The sequence below is a fragment of the Actinomadura sp. NBRC 104412 genome, from assembly GCF_030269515.1.
Classification (GTDB): Bacteria; Actinomycetota; Actinomycetes; order Streptosporangiales; family Streptosporangiaceae; genus Spirillospora.
Genome location: NZ_BSTM01000003.1, coordinates 168,608 through 189,897 on the forward strand (window position 1 = coordinate 168,608; position 21,290 = coordinate 189,897).

The 21,290-nt window shown below is 73.2% G+C and carries 17 protein-coding genes; 14 read left to right on the forward strand and 3 right to left on the reverse strand.

Annotated features, from left to right (window positions below; translation table 11 throughout):
• Positions 1-18 precede the first annotated feature (18 nt).
• Positions 19-873 carry a polysaccharide deacetylase family protein gene (locus QSK21_RS05245; RefSeq protein ID WP_285694077.1) on the reverse strand — a complete coding sequence of 285 codons (855 nt, stop codon included), beginning with the start codon at positions 871-873 and terminating at the stop codon, positions 19-21.
• A 326-nt stretch (positions 874-1,199) separates the two neighbouring features.
• Between QSK21_RS05245 and QSK21_RS05250 the strand changes: the two genes are divergently transcribed.
• Positions 1,200-1,898 carry an SRPBCC family protein gene (locus tag QSK21_RS05250; RefSeq protein ID WP_285694079.1) on the forward strand — a complete coding sequence of 233 codons (699 nt, stop codon included), beginning with the start codon at positions 1,200-1,202 and terminating at the stop codon, positions 1,896-1,898.
• Positions 1,895-2,824: a carbon-nitrogen hydrolase family protein gene (locus QSK21_RS05255; RefSeq protein WP_285694080.1), complete on the forward strand. Its 930-nt coding sequence runs from the start codon at positions 1,895-1,897 to the stop codon at positions 2,822-2,824. Before QSK21_RS05250 ends, QSK21_RS05255 begins: the two co-directional genes overlap by 4 nt.
• On the opposite strand, the gene QSK21_RS05260 is transcribed toward QSK21_RS05255, so the two are convergent.
• Complete coding sequence (locus QSK21_RS05260) at positions 2,817-3,191, reverse strand: FKBP-type peptidyl-prolyl cis-trans isomerase (protein WP_285694081.1); 375 nt, start codon at positions 3,189-3,191, stop codon at positions 2,817-2,819. The genes QSK21_RS05255 and QSK21_RS05260 overlap by 8 nt on opposite strands.
• 141 nt (positions 3,192-3,332) lie before the next feature.
• Here QSK21_RS05260 and QSK21_RS05265 point away from each other — a divergent pair, with 141 nt between their 5' ends.
• From QSK21_RS05265 to QSK21_RS05295, 7 genes are all read left to right on the forward strand, one after another.
• Positions 3,333-5,390 carry a hydantoinase/oxoprolinase family protein gene (locus QSK21_RS05265; RefSeq protein WP_285694082.1) on the forward strand — a complete coding sequence of 686 codons (2,058 nt, stop codon included), beginning with the start codon at positions 3,333-3,335 and terminating at the stop codon, positions 5,388-5,390.
• Positions 5,387-7,204: a hydantoinase B/oxoprolinase family protein gene (locus QSK21_RS05270; protein ID WP_285694083.1), complete on the forward strand. Its 1,818-nt coding sequence runs from the start codon at positions 5,387-5,389 to the stop codon at positions 7,202-7,204. The genes QSK21_RS05265 and QSK21_RS05270 overlap by 4 nt, the downstream gene beginning before the upstream one ends.
• Positions 7,205-7,252: 48 nt before the next feature.
• Positions 7,253-7,672 (forward strand): nuclear transport factor 2 family protein, encoded by a 420-nt coding sequence (locus tag QSK21_RS05275; protein WP_285694084.1) that lies wholly within the window; start codon positions 7,253-7,255, stop codon positions 7,670-7,672.
• Between the two features lie 105 nt (positions 7,673-7,777).
• Positions 7,778-9,169, forward strand: coding sequence for an acyl-CoA synthetase (locus QSK21_RS05280; RefSeq protein ID WP_285694085.1), 1,392 nt, complete (start codon positions 7,778-7,780; stop codon positions 9,167-9,169).
• Between the two features lie 14 nt (positions 9,170-9,183).
• A complete protein-coding gene (locus QSK21_RS05285) occupies positions 9,184-10,509 on the forward strand; it encodes a WD40 repeat domain-containing protein (RefSeq protein ID WP_285694086.1) in 1,326 nt (441 codons plus the stop codon).
• Positions 10,510-10,525: 16 nt separating this feature from the next.
• A complete protein-coding gene (gene codA / locus QSK21_RS05290) occupies positions 10,526-11,827 on the forward strand; it encodes a cytosine deaminase (RefSeq protein ID WP_285694087.1) in 1,302 nt (433 codons plus the stop codon).
• A gap of 31 nt (positions 11,828-11,858) precedes the next feature.
• Positions 11,859-13,025 carry a pyridoxal phosphate-dependent aminotransferase gene (locus QSK21_RS05295; RefSeq protein ID WP_285694088.1) on the forward strand — a complete coding sequence of 389 codons (1,167 nt, stop codon included), beginning with the start codon at positions 11,859-11,861 and terminating at the stop codon, positions 13,023-13,025.
• 9 nt (positions 13,026-13,034) lie between these two features.
• On the opposite strand, the gene QSK21_RS05300 is transcribed toward QSK21_RS05295, so the two are convergent.
• Entirely contained in the window at positions 13,035-13,835 is an 801-nt protein-coding gene (locus QSK21_RS05300; RefSeq protein ID WP_285694089.1) for a hypothetical protein, read from the reverse strand.
• 155 nt (positions 13,836-13,990) lie between these two features.
• On the opposite strand from QSK21_RS05300, the gene QSK21_RS05305 reads away from it, so the two are divergent.
• The 5 genes from QSK21_RS05305 to aroC all read left to right on the forward strand — a co-directional run bounded on the left by QSK21_RS05305 (position 13,991) and on the right by aroC (position 21,288).
• Positions 13,991-14,977 (forward strand): carbamate kinase, encoded by a 987-nt coding sequence (locus QSK21_RS05305; RefSeq protein WP_285694090.1) that lies wholly within the window; start codon positions 13,991-13,993, stop codon positions 14,975-14,977.
• 5 nt (positions 14,978-14,982) lie between these two features.
• Positions 14,983-16,086, forward strand: a complete 1,104-nt coding sequence (gene bar / locus QSK21_RS05310; protein WP_285694091.1) for a barbiturase — start codon at positions 14,983-14,985, stop codon at positions 16,084-16,086.
• A gap of 107 nt (positions 16,087-16,193) precedes the next feature.
• A complete protein-coding gene (locus QSK21_RS05315) occupies positions 16,194-16,991 on the forward strand; it encodes an SseB family protein (protein WP_285694092.1) in 798 nt (265 codons plus the stop codon).
• A gap of 81 nt (positions 16,992-17,072) precedes the next feature.
• On the forward strand, positions 17,073-20,060 hold the full coding sequence (locus QSK21_RS05320) for a glycine--tRNA ligase (protein ID WP_285694286.1): 2,988 nt from the start codon (positions 17,073-17,075) through the stop codon (positions 20,058-20,060).
• 49 nt (positions 20,061-20,109) lie between these two features.
• A complete protein-coding gene (gene aroC / locus QSK21_RS05325; RefSeq protein WP_285694093.1) occupies positions 20,110-21,288 on the forward strand; it encodes a chorismate synthase in 1,179 nt (392 codons plus the stop codon).
• Positions 21,289-21,290: the final 2 nt, after the last annotated feature.

A 21,290-nucleotide genomic window follows, 5' to 3' on the forward strand; every position in this document is an offset into this window, starting at 1 on the left:
TCTACTCCGCCTTGCCTGCTACTCGGCCTTCCCGGGGACGGCGGGCTGGTCGGGCGCGTTGCCGCCCAGCGACCTGGGCAGGTAGTTCTCGACCGCGGCGGGACGGAAACCCTGCTGCCTGATCCAGGTGAGGATCATCTGGAACTGCTGCGCGAGCCCCTTGCGGTAGTGCATCAGCACGATGTCGCCGGGCCGGAAGCCCGTGCCGCCGTCGCCCCGCGCGAACCCGTTGAAGCCCACGCCGGGACCGGACGTGCCGTTGTAGAACTCCGCCGACCACAGCAGGATCGACTTGATCCCGCACGCCTTGGCCATCTGCCGCGTGGTCTGGTTGAAGCTGCCGAACGGCGGCCGGAAGATCTGCGGACGCCGCCCGTACTGCTTGGCGATGGTGTCGGACGCCTCGCAGATCTCCTGCCTCTGCTTCTCCGGCGTCTGGATCGCCATGTTCAGATGGTTGACCGTGTGGTTCTCCATCCGCGACCCGGCGTTGCGCAACGCCCAGAAGTACTGCCCCTGCCCCTTCACGTAGGTCGAGGTCAGGAACGTCAGGATCGGCACCCGGTGCTTGCGGACCAGGTTCACGAACTCGGGGTCGTACTCGTAGCCGTCGTCGATGGTCAGGAAGACCACCTTGTCCCGGGTGGCGATCCGGCGGATCACCGGCGGCAGCCCGTCCGGCGCGGCCTTCGGCGGCGTCCACGAGCCCGCCTTCGGCATCGCCCAGCGCTGGTCCGCCAGCACCGTGGCGAGCTGGGTGCGCATGGAGGGGCCCTCGTCGGCGGCCTGCGCCCGCACCGACGGCCAGGTCCCGGCCGCCACCCCGATCACGCCCGCCACCACCGAGGCCACAACGGGCAAAGTCCCTCGCATCAGCCGCCTTCTCCGTCCACCTGGTCAAGGGCGTCGCATCGGATGACGCGCGGAAGCGACGCGGAGTTCGCCTTGATCACGCGATCCGTGCGAGGACATTCTTCACCTATAGGAACCGGACAGGGCGTATCTGACCAACACCGGGCGTGTACCTGGCACATGTTGCCGTACGGCGTGCGGTCCGGGTTTCTCTAGAGTCGCATCATGACCGAGCGAAGCGAGGGCATGATGCTGGTTCTTGCCGGGGGGTGTGGGGGGTCGTCCCCCCACAGTGATCTGGTATGTGCCGGGGGGTGTGGGGGGTCGTCCCCCCACAGTGATGGAGCATGAAGGTCACCGGCAGTGCCACGATCGCCGCGCCGCCGCCGCGGGTGTGGGACGCGTTGCAGGATCCGGCCGTCCTGGCACGGACCATCCCCGGCTGCCACTCCCTGGAGGCCACCGGCCGGGACGCCTACAGGATGACGGTCTCGGCCGGGGTCGCGTCCATCAAAGGCACCTACGTAGGAAGCGTGGAGCTGGCCGAGCCCGACCCGCCGCGCTCGTTCGTGCTGCGCGCGCGGGGACGGGGCGCGCCCGGCACGGTCGACGCGACCGTCCGCGTCCGGCTGTCGGCGGCCGAGGACGGCACCCGTGTGGACTACGACGCCGACGCCGTCGTGGGCGGGATGATCGGCGGGGTCGGGCAGCGGATGCTCGGCTCGGTCGCCCGCAAGACCGCGGGGGAGTTCTTCGCCGCGGTCGAGCGGTCGCTGACCGCCGCCGGGATGATCGCCGAGGAGGCCGGCGCCGAGGTCGTCCGCATGCCCGCGCGTGCGCGGGCCGGAGGCGGGGAGGCGCCGCCGATCCGCGAGCCGGTGGCGCCGCCGCGGCCGGGCGCCGTCTACATGGGGGAGCCTGGGGCCGCGCATCCCGTCCCCACGCTGGCCGCGTTCGTCTCGGGTGGCGCCGTGGCGCTGGCGGGCGTCGTCATCGGGTACGCCCTGGGGCGACGCTCGACGCTCAGGAAGGCAGCGAAACCATGAGGCCCTTCACCGCGGCCGCCGTCCAGTTGGCGCCCGTACCCGGACCGCTCACCGACCGTTCCGTCCAGGACAACATCGGCAAGGCCACGGCCTGGACGCGGCGCTGCGCCGAGAGCACCGGCGCCGAACTGATCGTCCTGCCCGAGACGTGCACGACGGGGTTCGACCCGGCCATGGGCGCCGAGGACCTGTGGAGCCTGGTCTCGGACGTCCCCGGCCCGGTCACCGAACCGTTCCAGGACACCGCGCGCGACCTCGGCGTGCACCTGTGCCTCGGCACCTACGAACGCGGGCCCGACCCCGGGACCGTCCACAACTCGGCCGTCCTCATCGGCCCGGACGGCGGCGTGCTCGGCGTCTACCGCAAGACCCACCCGTTCCGTGTCGAGGACGTCCGCCGCGGCGGCTGGACCACGCCCGGCTCCGAGGTCTGCGTCGCCGACACCGATCTCGGCCGGATCGGCATGGCGATCTGCTTCGACGGCGACTTCCCCGAGCTGTGGCGCATCCAGGCGGTACGGGGCGCCGAGCTGATCTGCCGGCCCTCGGCGCTGCTGCGCTCGGCCGACATCTGGGAGCTGACCTGCCGCGCCCGCGCCTACGACGAGCACGTGTACGTGGTCGGCGCCAACGCGGTCGGCGCCGACCCCGCCGGGACGCTGTACTTCGGCAACTCCCTGATCGTGACGCCGGTGGCCGAGGTCGTGGCGCGCGCCGCCAGCCACGAGGGCTGGGCCGCCGCCCGCCTGGACCCCGGCACCGCGATGGGCTCGCTGACGCCGGGCTCGTCCGTCCCGCACGGGTTCGACCACCTCGCCGAGCGCAACCTGGCGCTGTACGAGAAGCACGCCTCCGACCTGGTGGCCCCGGCGGAGACCGCGTTCCCGCACGGCGGGCCGCCGGGGCGGGTGAACGGCGCTAGCTGACCGCGACCAGGTCCACCACGAAGATCAGCGTCTCGTTGGGCTTGATCGCCGGGCTGGGGCTGCGGCTGCCGTAGGCCAGGTGCGGCGGGATGACCAGCTTGCGGCGCCCGCCGACCTTCATGCCCTGGATGCCCATGTCCCAGCCCTTGATCACGCGGCCGGATCCCAGCTCGAAGTCGAGCGTGGCGCCGCGGTTCCAGGACGCGTCGAACTCCTCGCCCGTGGAGAACGCGACCCCCACGTAGTGCATCGACACCGTCGAGCCCTTGACCGCCTCGGGGCCGTCGCCCTCGGTGATGTCGGTGATGTCGAGATAGCGGGGCGGCTCCCCCTCGGGGAAGTCGATTTCGGGCCGGTCAAGCGCCATCGGCGGGCTCCAGCGGTGTCGTCGGGATCTGCGAAAGAATCCGCCCAGCCTAGTGGGCCGCGCGAGTCGCCAAAGAACGACCCGCTGATTGGCAGATTGCGACGGTTCGCGCCGCGGGCGGCGTCCGGTAGACCTCAGGTCATGGGACGGCGGCTGAGGCTCGGCATCGACACCGGCGGGACGTTCACCGACGTCGTGGCGCTGGACGAGGACACCGGTGAGATCGTCATCACCAAGACCCCGTCCACGCCGTCCGACCCGGCCGAGGGCTTCCTGACCGCCGTGCGGAAGGTGCTGGCCGCGTGCGCGGCGGGGCAGGGCGGAGGCGACGCCGACGTGACCGGGCTGTCGCACGGCACCACGGTCGCGACGAACAAGCTTCTGGAGGACCGGATCGACGACCTCGGGTTCGTCACGACCGAGGGGTTCCGGTACGTGCTGGAGATCGCCCGGCAGAGCGTCCCCGACGGCTACGGCAACTCCTACTTCTGGGTCAAGCCGCCGCGGATCGTCCCCGTCCACCGGGTGCGCGAGGTCGGCGGGCGCCTCGACCACACCGGCGCGGAGCTGCGCCCGTTCGACGAGGCGGGCGCGGTCGCGGCGGCGCGCTGGTTCCGGGAGCAGGGGATCCGCGCGATCGGCGTGTGCTTCCTGCATTCCTACGCCGACCCGTCCCACGAGCTGGCGATGCGCGAGGTGCTGCGGCGCGAGCACCCGGACGCGGTGGTGTCGCTGTCGTGCGAGGTGCTGCGCGAGTACCGGGAGTACGAGCGCTCGGTCACGACCCTGGTGGACGCGGCGGTCAAGCCGGTGATGTCGCGCTACCTGGCGCGGATCGCCGAGCGCGCCCCGGCCCGCCTGCATGTGATGAAGAGCAACGGCGGCGTGCTGTCGGCGGAGGAGGTCGTCCGGCAGCCGATCACCACCGTGCTGTCGGGACCGGCCGCGGGCGCGCTCGGCGCGGCGTTCGTGGCGGCCCGCACCGGGCGCCGCTCGGTGGTCACCCTGGACGGCGGCGGCACGTCCACCGACGTGGCCGTGGTGCTGGACGGCGAGCCCACGCTCACCACCGAGGGGTCGATCGGCCGCCATCCCGTCAAGATCCCGATGATCGACATCGTGACGGTGGGCGCGGGCGGCGGCTCGGTCGCCTGGACGTCCCCCGAGGGCACGATGAAGGTCGGCCCGCGCAGCGCCGGGGCCGACCCCGGTCCGCTCTGCTACGGGCGCGGCGGCACCGAGCCGACCGTCACCGACGCGCACGCCGTGCTCGGCCGGATCCCGCCGCACCTGCTCGGCGGCGAGATCCCCTTGGACGTGGCCGCGGCCCGCCGCGGCCTGGAGTCGTTCGCCGGGCGGCTCGGCCTGACCCTGGAACGCGCCGCCACCGGCATCCTGGAGATCTCCGTCTGGAACCAGGCCAACGCCATCCGCCAGATCACCGTCAAGCGCGGCCTGGACGTCCGCGACTACCCGCTGGTCGCGTTCGGCGGCTCGGGACCGCTGCTGGCCTGCCGCCTGCTGGACGTGCTCGGCCTGCCCGCCGCCGTGGTCCCGCGCGACCCCGGCAACCTGTCGGCGTTCGGCCTGCTCACCGTGGACGTGAAGAACGACTACGTCCGCACCCGCGTCATGCGCGACACCGAGCTGGACCTGGCCGCCATGGCGGAGATCTTCAAGGACCTGGAGGCCGAGGCCGCCGCCGCGCTGGACCGCGAGGGCTTCCCCGCGTCCGCGCACCGCTACGTCCGCTCGGTCGACCTGCGCTACTACGGCCAGGCGTTCGAGGTGCGCGTCCCCGCCCCGGCGGGGCCCGTCTCGGAGGAGTTCCGTTCGGATGTGCTGCGCGGTTTCCACGACGCGCACCAGTCCTTGTACGGCTACAGCTACCGCGACGACCCGGACCGGCATCCGGTGGAGTGGGTCAACTTCCGCGTCTCCGGGATCGGCCCCATCGCGCGCCCTCGCCTCCAGGAACGCCCGCGAGGAGACGGCGGCCCCTCGCTGACCGGCACCCGTCCCGTCCACTTCGGCGAGGGCTGGACGGACACCCCCGTCCACGACCGCGCCCGCCTCGGCCCGGGGGACGTCGTCGAGGGACCGGCGGTCATCCAGGAGTTCGGCTCCACCCTGCCCCTGCACCCCGGCTTCCGGGCCGAGACCGACCCCTACGGCAACCTGGTGGTGACCGCGCGATGACCGATCCGGTGCTCCTGGAGATCGTGGAGGGGACGCTGGCCTCGGTGGAGCGCGAGGTGGAGACGGCCATCGCGCGGACCGCCCGGTCCCCCATGATCCGGGACGCGCACGACTTCCGCGCGGGCATCCACGACCGGCGGCTGCGCAAGCTCACCGGCCGCTCGTACTCGGCGCTCGTCCACCCCGTCGCCCGCGACTTCCCGCTGGAGACGATGCGGCCGGGCGACGTGTTCTTTCACAACGACGTGTACCTGTCCGAGGGCGGCATCGGGCACCTGCCGGACCTGTGCGTCACCGTCCCGGTGTTCCATGAGGACGAGGTCGTGGCGTTCGTCCAGGCGTTCGGGCATCACGACGACATCGGCGGCGCCGTGCCCGGGTCGATGCCCAGCCACGCCCGCAGTGCGTTCGAGGAGGGCCTGATGGTGCCCCCGATCAAGCTGTGGGACCAGGGCGTGCCGAACGAGGCGGCGCTGACCATCATGGCCCGCAACTCCCGCATGCCCGACTCCCTGGCCGGCGACCTGGACGCCGAGTGCTCCGCCTGCCTGATGGGCGCGCGGAGGCTCGCCGAGCTGTTCGCCCGCTACGGGCGCGCGGCGGTCGAGGAGTGCTTCGACGCGATCATCGACAACACCACCGCGACGTTCCGCCGCGAGCTGCTGTCCAAGATCCCCGACGGGGTGTACGTGTGGGAGGACTACGCCGAGCACGACGGCGTCGACCCGCCCCGCCTCCACACGCAGCGCATCACCCTCACCGTGGACAACACGGCCGACGTCCCTTTGATCATCGACTTCACCGGGACGTCCCCGCAGGCCAAGGGCCCGATCAACCACGCGGGCGACTACGCCGACGGGGTGTTCCTCAAGAAGTGGCTGGCGCCCATCCTGCGCAACCTCGCCGACACCCCCGAACGCGCGGCCGAGCTGGACGTGAACGAGGGCGTCGTCCCGCTGATCGAGATGCGCTTCCCCGAGAAGGGCACCCTGCTCACCCCCGTCTTCCCGGCGCCCACCAACGCCCGCACGTTCGTCATCCTCCGCCTCCTCGGCGTCCTCGCCGGGGTCCTGGCCAAGGCCACCGGCGGGCGGATGCCGGCCGACCAGGAGACGATCCGCTACACCGGCGTGTACGGCGAGGACGACCGCGGGCCGTACCTCATGCGGGAGGTGCTGGGCGGCGGTTCGGGCGGGCGGCCCTACGCCGACGGCGAGGACACCATTCACATCGTTCCCGACTCGCGGAACATCCCCGTCGAGTTCGCCGAGGCCCGCTGGCCGTTCGTCGTGGAGAGGCTGGGCCTGGCCCGGGACTCGGGCGGGCCGGGGGAGTTCCGCGGCGGCCTCGGCTACGACAAGCATCTGCGGATGCTCCGCGACGCGCACTACATGTCGATCGCCGACCGTTCCATCCTGTCGTGCTGGGGCGTCAACGGAGGCCGCGCGGGCCGCCCCTTCCGTGTCGACATCGACGGCGAGGAGATGGAGGGCCTGGTCGACGACCAGCCGGTGCGGGCCGGCCAGGTCATCCGGATCCGCACCACGGGGGGCGGTGGCTGGGGCGACCCGCTGAACCGGGACCCGGCCCGGGTGGCCGATGACGTCCGCGACGGCAAGGTGTCGATCGAGGGCGCCCGCGACGACTACGGCGTGGTCATCGACGGCGGCTCCTACGACAAGGACGCCACCGACGCCCTCCGCGAACGGATGCGGACCGAACGCGGCGAGCCGCCCTTCTTCGACCGCGGTCCCGGCTACCCGTCCCTCTCGGGCGGCCGCACGTCGGCGGAGGTCGACGGGCTGGAAGGGTGAGGTATATTCGTTGGTGTCACCAACATTGGTCTCACCCATGGAGTTGCCATGCGAGGATCCGCGACCCTGGTCGACCGCGACGAGATCGTCGGCCTGGCCGTGCGCCTGGGCGCCTGGCTGGACGAGCGGGGGTTCGACACCGACGACGGCCGCGCCCTCTATGCCGAGGACGTCGTCGTCCACAGCCCGTCCGGCGTCTTCCGGGGCCTCGATGCGGTGCTGGAGCATCTGCGCGGGAGCAGCCCGCCGGACCAGCGCACCTACCACGCCCATTCCGACTTCGCCGTCGCCGTGGACGGCGACGGCGCGACGCTGGCCGCGAACCAGATCGTGTACTTCTACCGTCCTGGAGGGGAACTGATCCAGACGTCCGGGCTGCGCGTCGACTACACCCTGACCCGCACACCGGACGGGTGGCGCCTCGCGACCATGCAGATCTCCCTGCGCTGGCACCGCACCCACGACTGAGGCCGTGCGCACTAATGTGAGGGCACCATCGCCGGCATTCCGCCCGTCGCTGCCGGTCGAGCACAATGGCGCCGTAATGGCCCGGCCGGACGGAAGGGACGCACGATGAACCTGCTCGGCGACGGCCCCGGCGACCAGACCGTGCGGGTGGGGGAGCGCGAGGTGACGCGCGCGGAGCTGATGGAACGGGCCGCCGGGGTCGCCGCGGAGATCGGCGGCGCCCGGTCGGTCGCCGTGCACGCCACCGCGTCCCTGGAGACGGTCGTCGCCGTCGTCGGGGGACTGCTCGCGGGAGTCCCCGTCGTACCGCTCCCGCCCGACTCGGGACCGGACGAACGCGCGCACATCCTGCGCGACTCCGGGGCGAGCCTGCTCCTGGCGGCGCGCGGCGCGTACGCGCCGGGCGAAGGGGAGCCGCCGCTCGTCCCCATCGACGACCTGCCGCCGTCGGGTCCCGGCGGCGTGACGGCGTCCGGGGAGACGACCGCGCTCATCCTCTACACCAGCGGGACGACCGGCGCGCCCAAAGGCGTCCTCATCTCGCAGGCCGCGATCGCCGCGGGACTGGACGCGCTCGCCGACGCCTGGGAGTGGACGCCCGGCGACGTTCTCGTGCACGGCCTCCCGCTGTTCCACGTCCACGGGCTGGTGCTGGGGGTGCTGGGCGCGCTGCGCGTGGGCTCACCGCTCGTCCACACCGGACGGCCCCGGCCGGAGGCGTACGCGGCGGCGGGCGGGTCGTTGTACTTCGGCGTCCCTACCGTGTGGTCCCGCATCTGCGCCGACCCGGACTCGGCGCGCGCCCTGCGCGGCGCGCGGCTCCTGGTCTCGGGCAGCGCGCCCCTCCCCGTCCCGGTGTTCGAGAGGCTCGCGGACCTCACCGGGCACCGTCCCGTCGAGCGGTACGGGATGACCGAGACCCTGATCACCGTCAGCGCCCGCGCGTCCGGCGACCGCCGTCCCGGGCAGGTGGGGCTGCCGCTCGCCGGGGTGGAGACCCGCCTGGCCGCCGAGGACGGCACGCCCGTGCCCGCGGACGGGGAGACGCCCGGCGAGCTGCACGTCCGCGCGCCGATGATGTTCGACGGCTACCTCAACCGTCCCGAGGCGACCGCCGCGTCGTTCACCACCGGCGGCTGGTTCCGCACCGGCGACATCGCGACCATCGGACCGGACGGCTGGCACCGCATCGTCGGGCGGGCGTCCACCGACCTCATCAAGAGCGGCGGCTACCGGATCGGCGCGGGCGAGGTCGAGAACGCCCTGCTGGCCCATCCCGCGGTGCGGGAGGCCGCCGTGATCGGCACCCCGGACCCGGACCTGGGCGAGCGGGTCACCGCGTACGTCGTCGCCGACGGCGCCGGGGAGAAGGAGCTCATCGACTTCGTCGCCGAACGCCTCTCGGCACATAAGCGTCCCCGGATCGTTCATATGGTGGATGCGCTTCCCCGCAACGCCATGGGCAAGGTGGTGAAGGCCCGCCTCACCGGCGGCTAGGAGGGACCGGGGCGATGGACGTTCTCCCATGCGGGCATGTCGCCCGCGCGAGCCGCATGCGCCTGTGCCGGCATCTGCTGGGCCCCGACGGACCACCCGAGGACATGGAGTACGTGCGGATCCTCACCGGGCGCGGCATGGAGTACCACCTGTGCTGCCTGGCGTGCGACCGGTCCGGCACGCCACCCGAGCTCCTGGTCGTCTGCGAGGGCTGCGCGTTCCGTGCGGACGAGGACGAGAGCTGCATGGTCGGCTGGCGGGGACGGCCGGAGATTCCCGAACGTCCCGAAGCGCTCGGGGGCGAACCGATCCGCACCGCGCTGCCGCCGGACCTTCACGGCCCGCTCGACTGGGCCGCCCTGCCCGGCACGGACCGCGCCACCTACCTCTTCCTCACCGCGCGCCGCGACCTCGTCCGCTTCGACGCCCACAGCGGCCGGTCCGAGCGCCTCGCCACGGCGCGGGTCCCACGGGACGCGGTGAAGACACCCGACCACGTCACCACCTCCGTCGAGCTGCGTCCCCATCTCCACGTGTCGCGCAGCGGACGGTACGCGGCGGTCGTCAACGACCACGGCTCCCGGGGAGTCGTCGTCGACCTCCGGACCGGCCTGACGACCGGGACCCTCGACGGCGGCGACTACGGCACGTACCTCACGCAGTTCGCGTTCGCCTTCGCCGTGCACCAGGGGCGCGATGTCATGGTGCACCGCACGGCCAGCAACCGCCTGGACGTCTCCGACCCGGCCACCGGGGGCCTCCTCACCGGACGGGACGCCACCCGCGAAGACGATCCGGAGGGACGGCGCGGGAAGCACCACCTCACCTACTGGCATGGCGCGCTGCAGGTCTCCACGGACGGCCGGTGGATCGCGGACAACGGCAGGCTCGGCCCCTGGGGCGACACGACGGTCTGGGATCTGCGCCGCTGGCTGGACGAGAACCCCTACGAGTCCGAGGACGGCCACTCCCGCCGCTCCCTCTGCGTGCGCGAGTACGCCTGGAACAGGCCGGTGTGCTGGGTCTCGGAAAGGCTGGTCGCCGTCTTCGGCATCGGGTACGACGACGAGGCACTGCTGGACGGCGTCCGTGTCTTCGACGCCTCGACGGGCGCCGAGACCTTCACCTTCCCCGGTCCGTCCGGAGACGCCCTGTTCGCCGACGGCCGGAGGCTCTACTCGGACGGCGAGGAGGGCCTCCAGATCTGGGACCCCTTCACCGGTGAACGCACCGCCTCCGTTCCCGGCTTCCACCCCCGGCGCCACCATCCGCACGCCGCCGAACTGGCCGCGATCCAGGACGGCGACCTGGTCCGCCTGCCGACGGCGAGAAGACCATGATCGCTATGGTGGATCCGTGAAACTCCTGCGCAATGCCCGGTTCCTCGATCGGGACGGTGTCCACGACATCGAGCTCGACGGCACCCGTATCGCCCGCATCGTCCCCGCCGGGGAAGGCGAGGGCGAGACGTTGGTCGACGCGCGGGGCGGCCTGGTCACCGCCCCGTTCGTCGAACCGCACGTCCACCTCGACACGACCCTCACCGCCGGGGAGCCGCGCTGGAACGCGTCGGGCTCGTTGTGGGAGGGCATCGCGGTCTGGAGCGAGCGCAAGCAGACCCTCACCCGCGATGACGTGATCGCCCGCGCCACCGAGGTGCTGCGCTGGTACGCCGCCAACGGCGTCCTGCACGTCCGCAGCCATGTGGACGTCACCGACCCCTCGCTCACGGCCCTGGACGCGATGCTGGAGGTCCGCGAGCGGGTCGCCGACGTCATCAACCTCCAGCTTGTCGCGTTCCCGCAGGAGGGGATCGTCTCCTACGAGAACGGCGCCGAACTGCTTGAAGAGGCGGCCCGCCGCGGCGTCGACGTCATCGGCGCGATCCCGCACTTCGAGGACACCCGCGAGGACGGCGTCCGCTCCCTGGAGATCGCCTTCGACATCGCCGAGCGCCACGGCCTGCTCCTGGACGCCCACTGCGACGAGATCGACGACGAGCAGTCCCGCTTCGTGGAGGTCCTGGCGACCCTCGCCCGCCGCACCGGCCTTCGCGACCGGGCCACGGCCTCGCACACCACCGCGATGGGCTCCTACAACGGCGCCTACTCCTACAAGCTCCAGCGCATCCTGGCCCGCTCCGGCATCAACCTGGTCTGCAACCCCATCGCCAACCTGTGCCTGCAAGGCCGGTTCGACGCCTACCCCAAACGGCGCGGCCTCACCCAGGTCAAGGAGATGCTGGCCGTCGGCGTGAACGTCGCCTTCGGGCACGACGACGTCATGGACCCCTGGTCCCCGCTGGGCACCGCCTCGTCCCTCCAGGTGGCGCTGATAGGCATCGTCGCCGCCCAGCTCACCGGCAAGGCCGAGATGGACGAGGCGTTCGCCATGGTCACCGAGCGGGCCGCCCGCGTCCTGCGCCTGGGCGACGCCTACGGCGTCGCGGAGGGACGCCCCGCCGATCTGGTCGTCCTCCCGGCCACGTCCGCCTACGACGCCGTCCGCCGCCAGACCCGCCCCACCCACGTCGTCTCCAAGGGCCGCCTCATCGCCGAGACCCCCGAGACCGCCACCCACCTGACCTGGCCCGGCGAGCCTCCGCGAGAGGTCACCTTCACCCGCCCCGCCGACCGCCCGCGGGCCCCGGGGACCTGAGGGACGGGTCCCGGGCCTCTACGCTGGTGCCGTGAGCGAGCCACTGGTCGGACGCATGCGGGAGTTCGGGGAGACGATCTTCGCCGAGATGTCGGCCATCGCCGTGCGGACCGGCGCCATCAACCTCGGCCAGGGATTCCCGGACGAGAACGGCCCCGCCGCGATGCTGGAGGTCGCCGTGGAGGCGATCCGCACCGACGGCAACCAGTACCCGCCCGGCCCGGGGCTTCCCGCGCTGCGCGAGGCGGTGGCCGAGCAGCGGCGGGAGCGGTACGGGCTGGAGTTCGACCCGGCCACCGAGGTGTACGTGACGGTCGGGGCGACGGAGGGCATCGCGTCCTCGGTGCTCGCGCTGGCGGAGCCCGGCGACGAGGTGATCGTCTTCGAGCCGTACTACGACTCCTACGCGGCGGTGATCGCGCTCGCGGGCGCCGTCCGCAGGCCGGTGATGCTGCGCCCCGTGGAGGGACGGTTCACCTTCGACCCGGACGAGCTGCGGGCCGCCGTGAGCCCGCGGACGCGGCTGATCCTGGTGAACTCGCCGCACAACCCGGCGGGCACCGTCTTCACCCGCGAGGAGCTCCAGGCGATCGCGGACGTGTGCCGGGAGCGCGACCTGGTCGCGGTCACCGACGAGGTCTACGAGTACCTGACCTTCGACGGGGCCGAGCACATCCCGCTGGCCACCCTGGACGGCATGCGGGAGCGCACCGTCACCGTCTCCTCGGTCGGCAAGAGCTTCTCGGTCACCGGCTGGAAGACCGGCTGGGTGACGGCGCCCGCCCGGTACGTACGGGCGGTGCAGACGGTCAAGCAGTTCCTCACCTACGCGACCGGCGGGCCCTGGCAGCGCGCCGCCGCCTACGCGCTGCGCAACGAGCTGCCCTGGGTGGAGGAGCTGCGCAAGTCCCTGGAGGCCAAGCGCGACCGGCTGATCCTCGGCCTGGAGGAGGCCGGCTTCACGACGTACCGGCCGCAGGGCACCTACTTCGTGCAGGCCGACATCCGCCCGCTCGGCTTCACCGACGGGATGGAGCTGGCCAGGTCGCTGCCCGAGCGGGCGGGTGTGGTGGCGATCCCGACGCAGGTGTTCTACGACCACCCGGAGGAGGGCGCCCACTTCGTGCGGTTCGCGTTCTGCAAGAAGGACGAGGTCATCGACGCGGCGATCGAACGCCTCCGGAAACTGTCCGGCTGAGCCGGGACGTCAGGGACCGGGACGGGCGCAGGAGCGCACGGGGAGCCCGCTCAGCGCCGACGCCGCCGTGGCGATCTCCCCGGCGGACCGGTCGAGCTCGAAGTCCTCGACGACCAGCGGCCCGCCGAACGCCTTCAGCGCCGAACGGGCGCGCCACCTGACCCGGAACGGGCGAAGCCCGGAGATCAGCTCCTCGGCGTCGGCGGCGACGAACACCACCGCCTGCCGTCCCTTCCTGGTGAGCCACGCCCCGTGGGACGGAGCGACGCGGATCTCGATGAACGCGCTCCACGGGACGCCCACGGCGGGACGGCGCAGCTCCAGGCCGTCCGCCCGCAGGTACAGGCGTGGCGCCGCCCGGAAGGAAGGGGCCAGGGCCGTCACGATGAAGACGCCGAAGGCGACCCAGTAGGCCGCCATGAGGGCCGGATACCCGAGAGGCAGAGTGATCCCGCACACGAACAACGCGAGCGGGACGGACCCGTGCCGGAGCCGCACCCGGTAGCCGTCGACCCGTACGGCCACTTCCTCACCGGGACCCGACCGCGGCGCGGCGGAGACGTGGACGCACCGCATACGGTACGAGGCCAGGAAGCGGCGCCGCAGCCACATCCTGTAGAGCAGGCAGACGGCCGCGGCGGGCACCGCGGCGAGCAGGGTCACGGGGCCGCCCCGTCCGATCGGCGGGTCGAGCGCGGCGTTCGCCACGACGAGCACCACCGTGATCGTCCACGCGACGGCCGCGAACGACGGCGCCCGCCCAGACCGGCGACGGAACGGTGGGGCCGGAGCGGCGGTCGTCGGTCGCATGCCAGGGACCCTAGCGACACCGTTCCGGCCGCATGCCGGAAGCGCCCGGGAAGCGTGCTCGGTGACGGGCCATCAGCGCGAGATGCCGAAAGAACGGCGCTGGTTGGGCGTGTTTCGCCGGTGAGCGGGCGCGGCGGCGCGGTTACGGTCGGCCCGTGAGCAACGGGGGAGGTGCCGGTGAGACGCCCGTGGCCGGGCGGGTCCTCATCGCTCTGGGCGGCAACGCGATGACCGCCCCGGACGGCAGCGCCACCCCGGACGGCCAGGCCGAGGCGATCGCCCGCGCCATGGAACGGGTGGCCGACCTGGTCGCGGCGGGCGCGCGGGTCGCGCTGACGCACGGCAACGGCCCCCAGGTGGGCAATCTGCTGATCAAGAACCAGCTCGCCGCGCACGTGGTGCCGCCGGTGCCGCTGGACTGGTGCGGCGCGCAGACCCAGGCCACCATCGGGCTGCTGATCATGAACGCGCTGGACCGGGCGCTGGCGGCGCGCGGCGTGCCGCGCCCGGTGTCGGCCGTCGTCACCCGCACGCTGGTGGACGCCGGGGACCGCGGCTTCACCAACCCGGTCAAGCCGGTGGGACGGTACTTCCCCGAGTCCGAGGCGGAGCGGTTCGCCGCCCTGGGCCAGACATGGCGGTCGTTCGGCGCCCGCGGCTGGCGCAGGGTGGTCGCCTCGCCCGAGCCCCTGGAGATCCTGGACGCCGACGCGGCGGCCGCGCTCATGGAGGCCGGGCACATCGTGGTGGCGGCCGGCGGCGGGGGAGTCCCGGTCGTCCGCGACGCGGACGGGACGCTGCGCGGCGTCGAGGCCGTGGTCGACAAGGATCTGGCCGCGCAGCTGCTGGCCCGGCGGCTGCGCGCGGCGACGCTGGTCATCGCCACCGACGTGGAGCACGTCATGGCCGGGTACGGCACCGCCCGCGAGCGCCCGCTGGGCCGGACCACGGTCGCCGAGCTGCGCGAACTGGCCGCCGCCGGGCACTTCGCGGGCGGCAGCATGGGCCCGAAGGTGGAGGCCGCGCTGCGGTTCGTCACCGCGGGCCCCGGCGGGGGGACGCGGCGGCGCGCGGCGATCGGCTCGCTGGACCGCATCGCCGACGCCGCGCACGGCAAGGCCGGAACGATCATCGAGGAGTAGCGAACGTGCCAGATCCGATCGAAGTACGCAAGATCCCCATCGAGAGCGTGACCGACGCCTCCGGGCTGGCCCGGCTGATCGACGACGGCGAGCTGGAGGCCGACCGGGTGCTGGCCGTGATCGGCAAGACCGAGGGCAACGGCGGCGTCAACGACTACACGCGGCTGCTGGCCGACCGCGCGTTCCGCGAGGTCCTGGTCGCCAAGGGCACGCGGAGCGCGGAGGAGGTCGCGGGCGTCCCCCTGGTGTGGTCGGGCGGCACCGACGGCGTCCTCAGCCCGCACGCCACCGTGTTCGCCACCACCGACCCCGCCAAGGCGCCCGCGACGGACGAGCCGCGGCTGTCGGTCGGCGTCGCCATGAGCGAGATCATCCTGCCGGAGGACATCGGCCGTCCCGCGATGGTGCGGACGGTCGCGGCCGGCGTGCGCGAGGCCATGAAGATCGCGGGCATCGAGGACCCGGCCGACGTCCACTACGTCCAGACCAAGACGCCGCTGCTCACCCTCGACACCATCAACGACGCCAGGTCGCGCGGCAACGACGTGGTCACCGAGGACACCCTCAAATCCATGGACATCTCCAACTCCACCACCGCGCTCGGCATCGCCGTCGCGCTGGGCGAGATCGAGATGCCCGAGGCCGCGCGGATCCACAAGGACCTGTCGCTGTACTCCTCGGTCGCGTCCTGCTCCTCGGGCGTGGAGCTGGACCGGGCGCAGATCGTGGTGGTCGGCAACGTGCGCGGCATCGGCGGCCGTTTCCGCGCCGGGCACGGCGTGATGCGGGACGCCCTGGACGCCGACGGCATCTGGGACGCGATCCGCTCGGCGGGCCTGGACCTGCCTGCCCGCCCGCACCCCGACGATCTGCGGGACCGCCTGGTCAACGTGTTCATCAAGTGCGAGGCCGATCCCGGCGGCCGGGTCCGGGGCCGCCGGAACATCATGCTGGACGACTCCGACGTCCACTGGCACCGCCAGATCAAGGCGTGCGTGGGCGGCGTGGCGGCCTCGGTCACCGGCGACCCGGCGGTGTTCGTCTCGGTCGCCGCCGTCCACCAGGGCCCGTCGGGAGGCGGCACGGTGGCCGCCATCGTGGAACCCTGACCGCACCGGGCGGCGACCGGAGAGGTCACCGTCCGTGACGAGATCGAGTCGGGGAGTGTGGGGACTCCGGGGCGTGTGGTGCGGCGGGAGGTTATAGCCTCGGTGCCGTGCCCGGACCGACCCTTCACCAACCGCAGTTCCCGTCCGACGACGGCTCCGCCGACCCGCGGCTGCGCGACGCGCTCGCCGGATACGCCGCCGGGCGCGTCGGCGCGCATCACGTGCTCGACCGGCTGGCCGAGGCGCGCCTGCTGGTCCCCGTCGTCGCCGCCCCCGAAGAGGCGGGAACGGACGCGGGAACCGGTGCTCACGCGGGCGCCCGCACGGGTGCCTGCGCGGGCGGCCACGAGGAGTGCGGCCACGAAGAGTGCGGTGACGAGTGCCGCGATGAGGAGCGTCCGGGCGGGTCGTGCGGCGGGCGGTCAGCGAGGATGGCGATGCCCACCCTGATCGGGGACGACGGGCGGCGCGGCGTGCTCGGCTTCACCTCGGCCGAGACGATGAGGGCGTGGCGGGCGGACGCGCGCCCCATGCCGGTGACCGCCGCGCAGGCGTGCCTGACCGCGCTGGACGAGGGCGCGGACGCCCTGGTCGTGGACGTCGCCGGCCCGGTGCCCTTCGCCGTGGAGGGCCTGCGGCTGCACCTGCTCGCCGAGGGCCGCCCGGTGCCCCCGCCGCACGAGGACCCGGACGTGCTGGCCGCCGTCGAGGCCGCGTTCGGCTCCGAGGAGGCCGTCGCGGGCGTCCGGGTCGGCGCGGGCTCCGCCGCCGAGCTGGCGATCCGGTTCTCCGTCCAGCCCGGCCATGACGAGCGCGCCGCCGTCCAGCGCGTCTCCGACCGGCTCGCCGAGCTGCTGCGCGGCAAGATCGTCGGCGGGGTCGAGCTGACCATCGCCCGCCGCTGAACCCGGACCCGTACGCTGAGGCCCCGTACGCTGAGGAAGAGGCCCCGCCCCTCCCTGTAGGAGAGAAACCCCGTGCTGACCATGCAGGACGCCCTGATCCGGCTCACCGACTTCTGGGCGGGGCACGGCTGCCTCATCGCCCAGCCGATGAACACCGAGGTCGGCGCGGGAACCCTCAACCCGGCCACCGCGCTGCGCGTGCTCGGGCCCGAGCCGTGGCGGGTCGCCTACGTGGAGCCCAGCGTGCGTCCCGACGACTCGCGGTACGGCGACAACCCCAACCGGCTCCAGACCCACACCCAGTTCCAGGTGGTCCTCAAGCCGGAGCCGGGCGACGCGCAGGAGCTGTACCTGGGCAGCCTGGAGGCGCTGGGCATCGACCTGCGCGCCCACGACGTCCGGTTCGTCGAGGACGACTGGGCCTCGCCCGCGCTGGGCGCCTGGGGCCTGGGCTGGGAGGTCTGGCTGGACGGCCTGGAGATCACCCAGTTCACCTACTTCCAGCAGTCAGGAGGGCTCACCCTCGACCCGGTCGCCGTCGAGATCACCTACGGGATGGAGCGCATCATCATGGCGCTCCAGAGCGTGTCCCACTTCAAGGACATCGTCTACGCCCCCGGCATCAGCTACGGCGAGGCGTTCGGCCAGGCCGAGTACGAGATGAGCCGCTACTACCTGGACGACGCCGACATCGGCACCGTCCGCGGCCTGTTCGAGTCGTACGCGGCCGAGGCCCGGCGGATGCTGGACGCCCGGCTGCCCGTGCCCGCGCACTCCTACGTCCTCAAGTGCTCCCACGCGTTCAACGTCCTGGACGCGCGCGGCGCGATCGGCACCACCGAGCGGGCCCGCTCGTTCGCCCGGATGCGCCGCCTCGCCCACGACGTCGCGGAGCTGTGGGTGGAGCGGCGCGCCGAGCTGGGGCACCCCCTGGGCGACGCGTCCACCCGTCCCGCCGAGGGCCTGGAGGCGCCCGCCGTCCTGTACCCGGAGATCTCCGCGCCCGGCACCCTCGCGCTGGAGATCGGCGTGGAGGAACTGCCGCCGCACGAGGTCGGCCGTGCCGTCGAGCAGGTCAGGGCCGGGCTGACCCGGGGCCTGGAGGAGGCGGGGCTGCTCACCGAGGGCGGCGAGGTGCACACCTACGCCACCCCGCGCCGCGTCATCGTCGTGATCGGCGACATCCGGCCGCGCGAGCCCGACACCGAGCAGGTCGTCAGGGGGCCGCGCCTGGCCGCCGCCTACGACGCCGACGGCAACCCCACCAGGGCGCTGCTGGGCTTCGCCCGCGGCCAGGGCGTGGACCCGTCCGAGGTCGGCACGGTCACCGTGGGCGGCGGGCAGTACGCCGGGCTCGTCCGCCCGATCGCGGGACGGTCCGCCGCCCGCGTGCTGGCCGGGCTGCTGCCGCGGATCGTCGAGGGCCTGCGCGCCGAGAAGAACATGCGGTGGAACGCGCCCGGCCTGTCGTTCGCCCGTCCCATCCGGTGGGTGCTCGCGCTGCTGGACGAGTACGAGATCCCGTTCGAGGCCGGGGGCCTGGTCTCGGGCCGCATCACCCACGTGCATCGCACCGCCACCATCTCGGACGTGTCCGTCCCCGACGCGGGCGCGCTGATCCCGGCGCTGCGCGCGCACGGCATCGAGCCCGCCGTGGAGCGCCGCCGCTCCCAGATCGTCGAGACCGCCGGGGCGCTGGCCGCCGAGGTGTCCGGCACCATCGACGTCGCCGCCGAGCGGCCGCTGGTCGAGGAGATCGTCAACCTGGTGGAGGAACCGGTCGCGATCCTCGGCTCGTTCGACCCGTCCTACCTGGAGCTGCCCGAGCCGATCCTCACCACGGTCATGAAGAAGCACCAGCGCTACCTGCCCGTCCGCGGCGCGGGCGGTGAGGGCGGCCTGCTGCCGCACTTCGTGGCCGTCGCCAACGGCGACTGCGACCACGCCGCCGTCCGCGCCGGGAACGAGGCCGTGCTGCGCGCCCGCTACGAGGACGCCGCGTTCTTCTTCCAGCAGGACCTGCGCAGCACCCCCGAGCAGCTCATGGCGGGCCTGAGCAGGCTCACCTTCACCGAGAGGCTCGGCTCGATGGCCGACCGCGCCGCCCGGATCCGCGCGATCGCCGCCGAGCTGGCCGCACGGGTCGACCTGGACGAACGGGAGCGGGCCGTGCTGGGCCGGGCCGGGGAGCTGGCCAAGTTCGACCTCGCCTCCGCCATGGTGATCGAGCTGTCCGGGCTGGCCGGGACGATGGCCCGCGAGTACGCCCTCCGCGCGGGCGAGGACGAGGCCGTCGCCCAGGCCCTGTACGAGATGGAGCTGCCCCGCTCGGCCGGTGACGCGCTGCCGTCCGGGGTGGCCGGGGCGCTGCTGTCGGTCGCCGACCGGCTGGACCTGCTGGCCGGCCTGTTCGCGGTCGGCTCGGTCCCCAGCGGCAGCTCCGACCCGTTCGGGCTGCGCCGCGCCGCGCTCGCCCTCACCGCGATCCTGCGCGGCACCCCCCGGCTGGGCGCGCTGACCGTCCCGGACGCCCTGACGATCGCGGCCGGGCACCAGCCGGTCGAGGTGACCCCGGAGGCGCTCGCCGAGGCCGGCCGGTTCGTCACCCGCCGGCTGGAGCAGGCGTTCCTGGACGACGGCCATCCCGTCGCGGTCGTCCGGGCGGTCCTGGTCCACGCCGAGTCGCCCGCGTACGCCGAGCAGGCCGCCGCCGACCTGACCAAGCTGCTCACCGACGAGCGCTTCATGCGGCTCACCACCGCGCTGCAGCGGGTGCTGCGCATCGTCCCGGACGGGACGTCCGCGGGCTACGACCCCGCGCTGTTCACCGAACCCGCCGAGCGCCGCCTGTACGCGACGTTCACCCAGGTCGAGGCGGACCTGCCGGAACGGCCGTCGCTCCCGGAGTTCACCACGGCCGCGCTGCCGCTGGCCGAGCCCATCGACCGGTACTTCGACGACGTCATGGTGATGTCGGACGACCCGGAGCTGCGCGCCAACCGGCTCGGCTTCCTCGCCGCCGTCCGCGACCGGGTGGCGGGCGTCCTCGACTGGCGCCAGATCGCCTAGAGGCCCGGCGCGTACGGGGCACGGCCGGGGAGATGGAAGGATTGTGCGCATGCTGCGCTGGTTGACCGCGGGGGAGTCCCATGGCAGGGCCCTGACCGCCATCGTCGAGGGCCTGCCGGCCGGTGTGCGCGTGACCTCGGACGACATCGCCGAGGCCCTGCGCCGCCGCCGGCTCGGCCATGGGCGGGGAGCCCGGATGAGGTTCGAGCAGGACAAGGTCACGATCATCGGCGGGGTGCGCCACGGCGTGACGCTGGGCGGCCCGGTCGCGATCGAGGTCGGCAACAGCGAGTGGCCCAAGTGGGAGACGGTCATGTCGCCGGACCCGGTCGAGGCCGCTGTCCTGGAGGCCCAGGCGAGGAACGCGCCGCTGACGCAGCCGCGGCCCGGCCACGCCGATCTGGCCGGCATGCAGAAGTACGGGTTCGACGACGCCCGTCCCGTGCTGGAGCGGGCCAGCGCCAGGGAGACGGCGGCGCGGGTCGCGCTCGGCGAGGTCGCCAAACAGTTCTTGCGGCAGGCGCTCGGCGTCGAGATCCTCAGCCACGTGGTCGCGCTGGGGGAGGTGAGCGCGCCCGAGGGCGTGCTGCCCGGCCCCGCCGACCTGGCCACGGTGGACGAGAGCCCGGTGCGCTGCTTCGACGCCGCGGCGTCCGAGGCGATGGTGGCGCATATCGACGAGATCAAGAAGGCCGGGGACACCCTCGGCGGGGTGGTCGAGGTGCTGGCCTACGGGCTGCCGCCGGGGCTGGGCAGCCACGTCCACTGGGACCGGCGCCTGGACTCCCGGCTCGCCGCCGCCGTCATGGGCATCCAGGCGATCAAGGGCGTGGAGCTGGGCGACGGGTTCACCACCGCGCGCCGTCCCGGGTCGCGGGCGCATGACGAGATCGACAACACGCCCGAGGGCGTCCGCCGCCGCACCAACCGGGCGGGCGGCGTCGAGGGCGGCATGACCACCGGCGAGGTGCTGCGGGTGCGCGCCGCGATGAAGCCGATCTCCACCGTGCCGCGCCGGCTGGACACCATCGACGTGCGCACCGGCGAGCCCGCCAAGGCGATCAACCAGCGCAGCGACGTGACCGCCGTGCCCGCCGCCGGCGTGGTCGCCGAGGCGATGGTGGCGCTGGTGCTGGCGGACGCGGCGCTGGAGAAGCTCGGCGGCGACTCGGCCGAGGAGACCGCCCGCAACCTGCGCGGGTACCTGTCCTCCCTGGCCATCAAATGACG

What these genes read in the sequence shown, in the direction of transcription:
- QSK21_RS05245 (WP_285694077.1), bottom strand. Translation starts at nt 873, where the DNA reads ATGCGAGGGACTTTGCCCGTTGTGGCCTCGGTGGTGGCGGGCGTGATC.
- QSK21_RS05250 (WP_285694079.1), top strand. Translation starts at nt 1,200, where the DNA reads ATGAAGGTCACCGGCAGTGCCACGATCGCCGCGCCGCCGCCGCGGGTG.
- QSK21_RS05255 (WP_285694080.1), top strand. Translation starts at nt 1,895, where the DNA reads ATGAGGCCCTTCACCGCGGCCGCCGTCCAGTTGGCGCCCGTACCCGGA.
- QSK21_RS05260 (WP_285694081.1), bottom strand. Translation starts at nt 3,191, where the DNA reads ATGGCGCTTGACCGGCCCGAAATCGACTTCCCCGAGGGGGAGCCGCCC.
- QSK21_RS05265 (WP_285694082.1), top strand. Translation starts at nt 3,333, where the DNA reads ATGGGACGGCGGCTGAGGCTCGGCATCGACACCGGCGGGACGTTCACC.
- QSK21_RS05270 (WP_285694083.1), top strand. Translation starts at nt 5,387, where the DNA reads ATGACCGATCCGGTGCTCCTGGAGATCGTGGAGGGGACGCTGGCCTCG.
- QSK21_RS05275 (WP_285694084.1), top strand. Translation starts at nt 7,253, where the DNA reads ATGCGAGGATCCGCGACCCTGGTCGACCGCGACGAGATCGTCGGCCTG.
- QSK21_RS05280 (WP_285694085.1), top strand. Translation starts at nt 7,778, where the DNA reads ATGAACCTGCTCGGCGACGGCCCCGGCGACCAGACCGTGCGGGTGGGG.
- QSK21_RS05285 (WP_285694086.1), top strand. Translation starts at nt 9,184, where the DNA reads ATGGACGTTCTCCCATGCGGGCATGTCGCCCGCGCGAGCCGCATGCGC.
- QSK21_RS05300 (WP_285694089.1), bottom strand. Translation starts at nt 13,835, where the DNA reads ATGCGACCGACGACCGCCGCTCCGGCCCCACCGTTCCGTCGCCGGTCT.
- QSK21_RS05320 (WP_285694286.1), top strand. Translation starts at nt 17,073, where the DNA reads ATGCAGGACGCCCTGATCCGGCTCACCGACTTCTGGGCGGGGCACGGC.
- aroC (WP_285694093.1), top strand. Translation starts at nt 20,110, where the DNA reads ATGCTGCGCTGGTTGACCGCGGGGGAGTCCCATGGCAGGGCCCTGACC.